10 protein-coding genes, 2 pseudogenes and 1 riboswitch are annotated in these 10,770 nt (G+C 61.9%); of the genes and pseudogenes, 8 read left to right on the forward strand and 4 right to left on the reverse strand.

What is annotated here, in order from left to right; all coding sequences use genetic code 11:
* Positions 1-178 precede the first annotated feature (178 nt).
* The 3 genes from K5Q19_RS12120 to K5Q19_RS12130 are packed head-to-tail and all read right to left on the reverse strand — an operon-like array spanning position 179 to position 5,213.
* Positions 179-1,084, reverse strand: a complete 906-nt coding sequence (locus K5Q19_RS12120) for an undecaprenyl-diphosphate phosphatase (RefSeq protein ID WP_292945436.1) — start codon at positions 1,082-1,084, stop codon at positions 179-181.
* A gap of 25 nt (positions 1,085-1,109) precedes the next feature.
* On the reverse strand, positions 1,110-3,248 hold the full coding sequence (locus K5Q19_RS12125; protein WP_292633242.1) for a heavy metal translocating P-type ATPase: 2,139 nt from the start codon (positions 3,246-3,248) through the stop codon (positions 1,110-1,112).
* 54 nt (positions 3,249-3,302) lie between these two features.
* Positions 3,303-5,213: a cytochrome c/FTR1 family iron permease gene (locus K5Q19_RS12130; RefSeq protein ID WP_292633272.1), complete on the reverse strand. Its 1,911-nt coding sequence runs from the start codon at positions 5,211-5,213 to the stop codon at positions 3,303-3,305.
* Positions 5,214-5,354: 141 nt separating this feature from the next.
* Between K5Q19_RS12130 and K5Q19_RS12135 the strand changes: the two genes are divergently transcribed.
* From K5Q19_RS12135 to K5Q19_RS12165, 7 genes and pseudogenes are all read left to right on the forward strand, one after another.
* A complete protein-coding gene (locus K5Q19_RS12135) occupies positions 5,355-5,780 on the forward strand; it encodes a helix-turn-helix domain-containing protein (RefSeq protein ID WP_292633245.1) in 426 nt (141 codons plus the stop codon).
* Positions 5,781-5,944: 164 nt separating this feature from the next.
* Positions 5,945-6,685 (forward strand): c-type cytochrome, encoded by a 741-nt coding sequence (locus K5Q19_RS12140; protein WP_292633248.1) that lies wholly within the window; start codon positions 5,945-5,947, stop codon positions 6,683-6,685.
* Between the two features lie 62 nt (positions 6,686-6,747).
* Positions 6,748-7,134, forward strand: coding sequence for a DUF302 domain-containing protein (locus K5Q19_RS12145; RefSeq protein WP_292633249.1), 387 nt, complete (start codon positions 6,748-6,750; stop codon positions 7,132-7,134).
* Positions 7,135-7,251: 117 nt separating this feature from the next.
* Positions 7,252-7,434: riboswitch (yybP-ykoY riboswitch) on the forward strand.
* Positions 7,435-7,446: 12 nt separating this feature from the next.
* Positions 7,447-8,023 (forward strand): annotated as a pseudogene (locus K5Q19_RS12150) (TMEM165/GDT1 family protein).
* 160 nt (positions 8,024-8,183) lie between these two features.
* A complete protein-coding gene (locus tag K5Q19_RS12155; RefSeq protein ID WP_292945438.1) occupies positions 8,184-8,378 on the forward strand; it encodes a hypothetical protein in 195 nt (64 codons plus the stop codon).
* A 36-nt stretch (positions 8,379-8,414) separates the two neighbouring features.
* Positions 8,415-8,828, forward strand: a complete 414-nt coding sequence (locus tag K5Q19_RS12160; RefSeq protein WP_292633255.1) for a MerR family DNA-binding protein — start codon at positions 8,415-8,417, stop codon at positions 8,826-8,828.
* Entirely contained in the window at positions 8,825-9,160 is a 336-nt protein-coding gene (locus K5Q19_RS12165) for a YnfA family protein (protein ID WP_292633258.1), read from the forward strand. Before K5Q19_RS12160 ends, K5Q19_RS12165 begins: the two co-directional genes overlap by 4 nt.
* A gap of 22 nt (positions 9,161-9,182) precedes the next feature.
* Here K5Q19_RS12165 and K5Q19_RS12170 read toward each other — a convergent pair whose 3' ends face one another.
* Positions 9,183-10,073 carry a recombinase family protein gene (locus K5Q19_RS12170; protein WP_292633261.1) on the reverse strand — a complete coding sequence of 297 codons (891 nt, stop codon included), beginning with the start codon at positions 10,071-10,073 and terminating at the stop codon, positions 9,183-9,185.
* Positions 10,074-10,310: 237 nt separating this feature from the next.
* On the opposite strand from K5Q19_RS12170, the pseudogene K5Q19_RS12175 reads away from it, so the two are divergent.
* A pseudogene (locus K5Q19_RS12175) lies at positions 10,311-10,770 on the forward strand (hypothetical protein); the annotation flags it as partial.

Consider the following 10,770-nt stretch of genomic DNA (forward strand, 5'->3'; position numbering starts at 1 on the left):
AATCCAATGGTCCCACCTTGTGATCAGGTGACTATAGCCGTCATCGCGCAGACGCTTCGGCCATTCGGTGCCGGCAGACATTGGCAAACTTGACTTGGATTTTATTTAGAGCCACCGACCATCGAGGCGACGGCGGCGGTGGTCCACCCGATGGTCGTGACAATTACGGGCAGCGGCGTCATATCAGCCACCCCTTCGACGAGGCGACGAGGAGAAGGATGCCAAGTAGGCCGCGATACACGACAAACGGCCAAGCCGAGAAACGCTCGAGAATGCGCATCAACGCCCAGATCGCCACGAAGGCCGAAATCGATGCGACGATCAGGCCCAGCGCCAAAATGGACCAACCGTGCATATCGAGATTGGCTTTATGTAGTTCCCACAGTTCCTTCGATCCGGCGAGAGCAATCGCCGGGATGCCCAGCAGGAATGAAAAGCGCGGCGCTTCCTCGCGCCTGAAACCGAGCGCGAGTGCTGCGGTCAGGGTTGATCCAGAGCGCGAGACGCCTGGAATAAGAGCGCCGACCTGCGCGAGTCCGACCAGCAGTGCATCGACTAGTGATGCATTTTCAACGCTGCGACGGTGGCGTGCCAGAATTTCCGCGAGGGCCATCAACACTGCCATTGCGATGCAAGCCCAGCCAATCACAAGCAAGGCGCGAAGCGGCGAACCGCATGTATTGAGGATGCCTGACAGCAGGATCCCTGCGAGCGTGATCGGGACCGTCGCCAACGCGATCCAGATCGCGAGTCGGAGTTCGGGATCGTTGAACCGTCGTTGACGGATCGCCGACCCGGAACCGACCGCCAGGCGGCGCACATCCTGCCAGAAATAGCTCATAACCGCTGCCAGTGCGGCCAATTGCATCGCTGCCGAAAACGCCGAGCCGGGATCTCGCCACCCCAACAGGGCGGGCACGACGCGCATATGGGCAGTCGAGGAAATCGGCAGGAGTTCTGTGATCCCCTGAACCACTCCCAGTACGGCGACCTTGGCATAGCCCAGTGTCACGAAGCCAGTGTCGATGCCGGTGGCACAAGGTACGGTCATGTCAGCGCTGTTCCATTCGGTTGAGGTGGCCAAGCCAGGAGCGTTGCTGCTTTTTGCACTACTGACGAACCAGTCTTAGACCATTGGCAACCACGATAAGGCTGGCTCCCATGTCGGCGAATACGGCCATCCACATCGTCCCAAATCCTGCAAGCGTCAGCGCCAGGAAGATGGCTTTGATACCAAGCGCCAGGGTGATGTTCTGGACCAGAACGGCCCGCGTTTTGCGCGAAAGCTGCACGAAGCGGGCGATCTTGTTGAGATCGTCGTCCATCAAGGCAACGTCGGCCGTCTCGATGGCAGTATCGGAACCGGCGGCCCCCATCGCAAACCCGATATCGGCGCGCGCGAGTGCGGGTGCGTCGTTGATGCCGTCGCCAACCATGCCGACAGACCGGCCATCGCGGATATAGCGTTCAATCGCCTGGAGCTTGTCCTCGGGCAACTGGTCGCCCAGTGCCTTGTCGATCCCCACCTGCTGCGCGATGGCTGCGGCGGTACGGGAGTTGTCACCTGTCAGCATCACCGTCTCGATGCCAAGCTCGTGCAAGTTCCGAATGGCAACGCGGCTGCTGTCCTTGATGGTATCGGCGACGGCGAGGAGGATGAGCGGCTCATTGCCATCGGTCAGGACGATGACCGTCTTGCCCTGCGCTTCGAGCTGGGCCAGCTGCGTTTCAATCGCTGGGGAACACACCCCGGTTTCGTGGATCAGGCGGTGGTTGCCGAGCAGATAGTCCACACCGCCGATCGTGCCCTTCACGCCGCGCCCCGGCAGCGCAGCAAAGCAGGTCACATCGAGCAAGGCTATACCAGACTTTCGCCCTGCTTCGGCAATCGCAAAGGAGACGGGATGGTCGGAACGCGCGGCAAGGCTGGTTGCGACGCGCAGGCTATCGATGCCACCCATCTGATCGAGTTGCACCGTGTCGGTCAGCGCGGGTTTACCGTGCGTGATGGTTCCCGTCTTGTCGAGGGCAAGCACAGCAAGTTTGTGCCCCTGTTCGAGATAGACGCCGCCCTTGATCAGGATACCTTGGCGCGCCGCTGCCGCGAGGCCACTGACGATCGTGACGGGGGTCGAGATGACGAGCGCGCAAGGACAGGCGATCACCAGCAGGACCAGTGCCTTGTAGATCCAGTCCAGCCAGTTGGCAGCGAATAGCAAGGGTGGAACGAGGGCCACCGCAACGGCGACCAGGAACACGACCGGCGTGTAGATGCGCGCGAACTGGTCAACGAAACGCTGGGTCGGTGCGCGGGCGCCTTGGGCTGACTCAACGGCTTCGATGATCCGGGCCAGCGTCGAGTGACCGGCATCGGCGGTCACTTCATACTCAAAGGAACCGACCTCGTTGAGGGTCCCGGCGAACACTTGGTCGCCGGGTGCCTTTTCGACCGGCATGCTCTCACCGGTGATCGCCGCCTGGTTGATCGTCGAACGACCGCTTGTGACGGTGCCGTCCAGCGCAATGCTCTGACCTGGCCCGATTCGAACAACGTCACCGATGCGCACCGATGCGGCCGGGCGATCGACCCACGAGCCGTCCGGCTCACGAACAGTGGCGTGGTCCGGGGCAAGCTGGACTAGGCTGCGAATGGCATTGCGCGCACGGTCGAGCGATTTCGCCTCGATCAGTTCGGCGATGGCGAACAGCACCATGACCATGGCGGCCTCAGGCCACTGACGGATCAGGAGCGCGCCCGTCACCGCAATACTCATCAATGCGTTGATGTTGAGATTGCCGTGGCGCAGGGCAATCCAGCCCTTGCGATATGTATCGAGTCCGCAGACGGCGACGGCGAGCAAGGCGATCAGCGCGACCATCCATTCGGGCAATCCGGACCAGTGCATGATCTCCGCGACCAATGCCGCAAGGCCGCCCGCAGCATAGGGCCACCACGGCTTCGCGGCTTCCTCGTGAGGCGCCTCGTCGATGCTAGGTTCAAAGAGTTCGGCTTCCATGCCGAGTTCGCGGATGGCTGCCTGGACCGCTGGCAACGCTCCCGTGCGATGGGCAATCGTCAACATGCGCTGCATCAGATTGAACTCGAGCCCCTGGACCTCGTCCATGGTGCCGAGCTTCTTGCGGATCAGTGCTTCCTCGGTCGGGCAATCCATCTGGGCAATGCGCAGACGGGTGACGCTGCTACCCTCAGGCACAGCCGAAAGCGCAGGCGCAAACGTCTCGTCCAAGGAAGCAGGTGCTGAACTTGAACCGCAGCAAGTGTCGGCCATGGGACTACTCCGTCACGCCGCCACCGCCTTGCGGGCCAGCCACTCATTATACCATCCCCCTGCCACGATGACCGCGATCGTCAAAAATTGCGCGCCGATCGACTGCCAGGTCGGGAACAGTCCCAGCACCGGGATGCGAGGCATGTGAGCCAGCGGGGCAATGTCGATGATCCCCGCCTCCTGCAATGCCGATACGCCCTTGCCGGCGAGGACGACCGCCAGCACCGCGATGAGCCAGGAGCTGTATTTGAAGAACTCGCGCACCGGAAGCTGGGCACTGAACCGCAGCATGGCCCAGGCGATCAGCGCTAGGACGACGATGGCTGAGATTGCGCCGGCTAGAATGACTGCGCCGCTTCCCTGCGCGGTCAGCGCCGCATAGAACAGGATCGTCTCGAAAACCTCGCGGTAGACGACGATGAAGGCGAGGCCGAACAGGAACCACCCGGAGCTACGCGACAGCGCATTGCCGAGTGTCTCGTTGATATAGCGCTGCCATTCTCCGGCCTGCGACTTGCCGTGCATCCAGATGCCGACGGACAACAGAACCACGGCGGCGAACAGCGAGCCGAAACCTTCGGTCAATTCCCGGCTTGCGCCGCTGATGCCGATAAAGAAGGTCGCAACAGCCCAGGTCAACGCTCCTGCGGCAAGGGCCGCAACCCAACCGACGTGGACATGGCGGACCATCTCGCCGCGATCGGCCTTGCGTAGAAAGGCGATCATGGCGACCACGATCAGCAGCGCTTCCACGCCCTCGCGCAGCAGGATGGTGAATGCGCCGAGGAAGGTGGACGCCGTGCTGGCGGCATCGGGCGACAGCACCTCCTCGGCATCGCTGAACAGCCCATCGAGGACTGCCATGCGATCCTTGACCGCACTGACAGGTTCGCCGCGACCGACGGCGGCGCGAAAATTGCCCATTTCGGTCTCGATCCGCCCCATCAGCGTCGCATCACGCGCCGCGAGCGCCGGCTCGACCGGCTCGAACCCGTCGAGATAGGCAGACAGCGCGAGCTTCTTGGCCGCCTCTCTGTCGCCGGCCTCGTAAGCCGCAAGGCTCGCCTGAAGCTTTGCATGGGCAACTGTCAGCGATCCGGCCTTGGCCTCACTCACCGCTTCGGGATGCGCCCGTAGATAGCCAAGGACCGCATCAGCCTTGTCAGGACCAATCTGCCGCCCGAGCGAGGCAGGCGTCATCCCGGCGAGCGCGGCCAGGTTGGGAACCTGGCTGCGCAATGCGGCATCGTTCTTCCAGAGCTGTTCGCCCTTGCCCGCATCGGGGAAGGCTAAGCGACCGATGTAGAAGGCGAGGTTCCAGCGGTCCTGCGAGGGCAATTCGGAGAAACTGCGCATGGCGGTGCCATCGAGCCCCTGGCCGATCACCTGATAGAGCGCAAAGGGGCTTCTCTCGCGGGCTCGCGACGCATCGGCAAAGGCTACCGGCACGGGGTTGAGCTTGGCCGCATCTGGGCCGTGCCCGTCGCCACTCAGGCCATGGCAGCCTGCGCAGTCTTGCGCGTAGAGCGCCTTGCCGCGCGCCAGATCAGGGGTTTTGCCGGGTGCGAGCGGGACGGGATAGGCGGTCAACAGGTGCGCGGCGAGCGTCCGCGCGGACTTCGCTACATCATTCGGCGCGTCCTTCTGCGCGACCATGCCCCGAAACGCTTTCGCCTCGGACAGCAGCTCCGCCTTCTGCGCCGATGTGGGCAGCGCCGTGAGCTTTGCTTCGACCGCGCCGGCGAACTCGGTCATCTCCGCATATTCCTGCGCGCTCTTCACCTTTCCATCGGCGACCGCCCCCGCATAATCGACCGCGACATAGTCGAGCAGCCGCCAGGCCGTCTGGACATCCTCATCGCTCGGGCTTGCAAAGGCAGGGGCCGTTCCCGCCACCAGTAGGGACACCAGCAAGGCGACCATACGCGGCACGCGGGTGGCGGTTTTGATGGATTTCGGGGCGTGATTCGCGAATTTGGGCTTGCTCATCGCCCTCCGATACAATCTACAGTAGCTGTAGAAGCAAGCAGTTTTTGCGATTCACTCGCAATATGGAGCCGAAAGATGAGTGACCCCGCGTGTTTTGCAATTGGCGACTTGGCACGGCAAACCGGCACCAAGGTCAACACCATCCGGTTCTACGAGGAAATCGGCCTGCTCCCGTGCCCCATGCGGACCGCATCGGGAAGAAGGACCTATAACGCAGCAGACGTCCGCCGCCTTTCCTTCATCCGCCATGGCCGCAGTCTGGGATTTTCGGTCGATGAAATCCGGTCACTGCTGGCGCTATCGGATCAGCCTGAACGCGACTGCGGTGAAGCGGCGGCAATCGCGCGCCAGCATTTACGCGACATCGAAGAGCGCATCGCCCGCCTGCAAACCTTGCGCAGCGCACTGGTGGGCGTCGCTGCATCCTGTGATGGCGGCCGCGCCGCAGATTGCCGCGTGATCGAGGCGATCGCTGGCGTTGCCTTGCCTGCTAACGCGTAAGCCGATGGCAAATCGGTGGGTTGTGGGTGTGCAGACGCTTGGCCCACAGTTCCGATGATCGCCACATTATTAGCGGACTATGCGCTTGCTCCTCTAGTGACTGGAGGTTGTAGCACCATCACATCGCCCGGGAGTTGGACGGCTCCCAACAAAGGAGTCATGTGATGCCAAAGGCGGGGATTATAGGCCCGTTCTGGCTCGTGCTCGCACTTACCGCAGCCCTGAGCGGCTGCGACTCGCGCCAGGGGGCCGCCGAAGCATTGGCCGAACGCCAGAGTTCGGGCGATTCACAGGCGTCAGGCACCATCTCGGGGAACGCCACTCGCGGCCAACAGATTGCGCAGGAAAAATGCGGCGCCTGTCATGGCGCCGACGGAAATGGCGGCCCCGACCCTCATGTTCCGAAACTGGCAGGGCAAAGCCTTCCCTACCTCTACTGGGAAATTCGCGCTTTCAAGGAAGGAACCCGCAAATCCGACATTATGGCCCCCAATGTCACGGCGCTCGCCTACGAAGACATCGCCGATGTAGCGACCTATTTCAGTCAGCAGACCCGCAAGCCCGATGAGCAAATAAACGAAAGCCGGGTCGCCGAAGGTCAATCCCTGTTCTATTCCCGTATGCCTTCCTGCGCGATGTGTCACACCTCGGATACCGGACGCGGCATGCCCATGAGAGGCATGATGGGCGGCGGCATGATGGGAGGTGGGATGGGCGGAATGATGGGGCCGGGTACGACGGCCAATGTTCCTAACCTTGCGGGCCAGCGCGCGGCCTATGTCGTCGATCAGTTGAACCGCTTCGCCAGCGGCGAGCGTCAGGGCACAGTGATGAACCGGATGGCCGCGAGCCTGGATGACGCGGACAGGCAGGCGATTGCCGATTTCCTGTCGAGCACGCCCTGAATTTGGGTATTCGGGTTGCCAGTGGAGAGCCTGGCCTCCCTCCTTCTACTGAGGAAAGCACGATGAGCTATTATTTTGCCAAGACGCTGGAGACAGATTTCGAGAGTGCCGTGCAGCGTGCCACCGAGGCTCTGAAAGCGTACGGCTTCGGAATCATCACCCAGATCGACGTCAGAGATACTTTTAAGAACAAGATCGGGGTCGATTTTCGCGATTATCGCATCCTGGGCGCCTGCAATCCCCAATTGGCGCACGAAGCACTCCAGATTGAGGACAAGGTCGGCACCATGTTGCCGTGCAATGTTGTTGTTCAGGATGCAGGCGACGGGAAAACTGAGGTCGCGGCAATTGACCCGGTTGCCTCAATGGTGGCCATTGAAAATCCAGAACTGAAGCTTGCCGCCGAACAGGTACGAGAGAAGCTGCGCAGAGCGATCGAAAGTCTATGAGCCAAGGCCTTCCTGGCCTGAGTGCTCCCCACCCCCACGGAAAGTCGATACCTGGCCGCCACTAGCGTATTGCGAGCAATGACCGGCCGAACCTGACGACTTGCACCGCGCTAAGCGCCGTCTGTCATCTGGGGAGTAGCCAGTCGCCTGTTAGGGCGAGCCTTCGCGTCAACATACTCGGTCGAGAGGCCGTGGTGCGAGGGAAGCGGGACACCGCTTGGGCGAGACCAATGGCACCGAATCTCCGTCCGGGCTGGGCGGCGAGATCGGTGTCCGTTGGATCTTTTACGCCGCCCGGCCCGGAGACTGTTCATGGAAGCCTTATTGACCTCTACCGCGGTCGTCGCTCTCGCCGAGATCGGTGACAAGACCCAATTGCTGGCGATCGTCCTCGCGACGCGGTTCAAGAAACCGCTGCCGATCGTCGCCGGCATATTCGGCGCGACCATCGCCAACCATTTTCTGGCCGCGCTGATCGGCTCTCAGGTGGCCATCGATCCTCGATGGTCAGTGGTTCCGCTATGCGATTGCAATCTCGTTCATTGCGATGGCCGCCTGGACCCTGATCCCCGACAAGCTGGACGACGAGGAACACAAGCCCGCCCGGTTCGGCGCCTTCCTCACCACCCTGATCGCGTTCTTCCTGGTCGAGATGGGCGACAAGACGCAAGTTGCGACCATCGCGCTGGGCGCACGGTTCCACGATGTAATCGCGGTGACCACGGGCACCACGCTCGGTATGATGCTGGCCAATGTCCCGGCCGTCTTCCTTGGGCATGAGGTGCTGAAATACGTGCCGCTGAAGATGGTCCGCATGATCGCGGCCAGCCTGTTCCTGATCATCGGTCTGTGGGTGCTGGCCCAAACCGCCGGTTTGATGGGGGTCTGAACATCCGGTGGCCATGCCGCCGGGGTCATACCGGCGGCATAGCCACACCGTTCAACCGCAGCGCGAAGCGGGATCGCAACTGTCGTGGCATTCGCAGCTGACCCGCTGCCGCCTTTGCCGGGCGAGCCAGACCCCGCCGCCAACCAGGGCAAGGGCGGGAATGCCGATGCACAGCATCGCGTCGAGGGACACTGCGGCATATCCAATCATCACGCCGGTTCACGCTAACAGCGGCACCAGCAAAGGCGCGCAGCAGGCCGCGCAAGCGAGCGCCAGACCGGCAAATCCCAGTTTGAATTTCATGGGCAACGTCCTTGTTCGGGTTCGAGTCGAAGCCTTCTACAAGTTCAAGTAACTTGAAGAGCAAGCACCATCGTGCGATGCCGCCATCATGCCGATGTCCATCAGCCAGGCCGCGTGTCACGCGGGAAGTTCCGCGCCGACTATCCGCTACTACGAAGCGATCGGTCTTGTTCCGAACGCGGCAAGGACCGATGGCGGGCGCCGCAGCTATGATTGGCCCGATGTGAAGCGCCTGCAATTCATTCGCCGCGCGCGTGATTTCGGCATGTCGATCGATCAGATCCGGGATTTGCTGGTTGCCGAAGCCGATGCTGACGGAAGCTGCACCAAAGCGCGTGACATCGTCCAACAGCGCATTGACGAGGTCAAGGAACGGCGATTGGAACTTGCCCGTCTCGAGACTTCGCTTGATGCCATGGCCAAGCGCTGCGATGCCACCTGCGGGCCGTCTCCCGCCCTGCCATGCACGATCTTCGAGGACCTTGCGGACGCTGCCACATGAAGCTTTGCGCGATCTACGCGGCCGCAGCCTTCTGCGAGATCGCGGGCTGTTTTGCCTTCTGGGCCTGGCTGAAGAACGGCAAACCGGCGCTGGTCGCAGTTCCCGGTGTTTTGGCGCTGGTCGCGTTCGCATGGCTGCTGACCCGGGTCGACACAGCCTATGCGGGACGCGCCTATGCTGCCTATGGCGGGGTCTACATCGCCGCTTCGCTCGTCTGGCTGTGGTTGATTGAAGGGCAACGGCCGACGACGACTGACATCCTCGGCTCCCTGATCTGCCTTGTCGGCGCAGCAATCATTCTCGGGGGTTCGGGAGCTACGACGGTCGAATAATAGCTGATGATCGACCGAGCCCTCATTCCTCGATCAAATGTAGCGCCTTTGCCTGGAGGATCACCCGGCGGACCCCTTCTGCAGACCAGGACAGCCCTCCACGCGGAGTGGGCTCTCGCAAGTCGCGTGTCAGCCAGGCGGCGATCTCACGCAATGAGGCCTCCGGATGAGTCTTCAGCCGATCTGCAACTAGCCGTGCCGCCCGGGTGTCGGGCGGCAGACGCGGCGACGGCTCCAGAATGGCGAGGCTGGCGTGGCCTGACTTCACCAGCGTCCGACAAGCCTTGATAAGTGTGCGCTCGCTGAACGAGCGCACTGGCGGGGTGATCGCACGGATTTGGCGCAGTACCAGCGCCCAAGGTAAATGCGGCCGGAGCCGCTCTACCGTCGGCAGCCACCGATGTCGGCCGTCGATCAGCGCATTCAGGTATCGCTCATTGTGGCTGTGACGGATCTCGGCGATGGCAATCGGGTCACGGGCCCGCATCTTTGGATTGCCAGGCCGAGCGCCCCGCGCAACCGCAGCCTTGAGCCCTGCCCGCGTCCGCTCGCGGATCAGCGCCCGCTCAAACTCGGCGAAGGCGCCAAGCATCTGAATCATTAGCATACCCTGCGCACTCGAGGTGTCGATAGGATCGTTGATCGAGCGAAAGAACGCACCCTTGCCACGCAGCGTCTCGACGATCTCCAGCAGGTGAGCCAGCGAACGCGCCAGGCGGTCAATTCGGACCACCAGCAGGGTATCGCCCTTCCCCACTCGGTCCAGCGCGCGAGCGAGGTTTGGACGCTCCTTGCTGGCGCCACTGGCCTTGTCCTCGAAAATCACGCTGCAACCCTGAGCGCGCAGAGCATCCTGCTGAGCAGCAGTGTCCTGTTCGTCGGTCGAAACCCGGGCGTAGCCGATCAGGGTCATTTGTCACATATCATGTAATGGAGGCATTCGAACGGTTGCCCCCATTAGATATACCTCTCAACCAGTTGTGGCCAGTGGCATTATTCCGGGAGAATCCTGACGTTTGAGCCCTGCCCTGGTTCATTTCTCCTGCTCAAGACACCTCGAATGTGATGTCCGTGAAGGGCATTTATCGGACAGCAAATCAACCGTACAAGCTGGGTATACTTTTTAGCCCATTGATATACTTTCTGGCTGATGGCATTTTCCCCTTCCCCCTGGCAACTGACACTTGCGCGGATCGAAGGCGCCCTCCCCTTCATCTCGCCGGAGCTTTCCGAGTGCCTGGCGATGGCCTCATTGCGGCGCCTTTGGCGCGTACATGTTCGCGACTATCCCTTTGATAATCTGGGAATCGCTCACAATCCGGGCGTGGGCGCGAGCGAACTGGTCCGTTCGTGGTACTCGGAGGAGCGCCGACAGTTTTTGTCCTGGATCGGCCGACGTGCGCCCCCTGCCCTCGCCAACGCCGCGAAGCTAGTGCTGGCAGCCAAGAGCCAAGCCGAAGGCTTCACCGAGGCCTACAGCCCCGCAGACAATGCGCTCGCGCGCCTCGACGCCCTACTCCCTAGCAGGGATCCTCAGGGCACCCTGCTCGAGTGGCTTGAGGAACTGCGAACCGAGGAATTCGACTTCTTCGAAGGCGGCAGCGAAATGG

Origin of the sequence: Novosphingobium sp. (assembly GCF_019748365.1) — a bacterium.
GTDB lineage: Bacteria > Pseudomonadota > Alphaproteobacteria > Sphingomonadales > Sphingomonadaceae > Novosphingobium.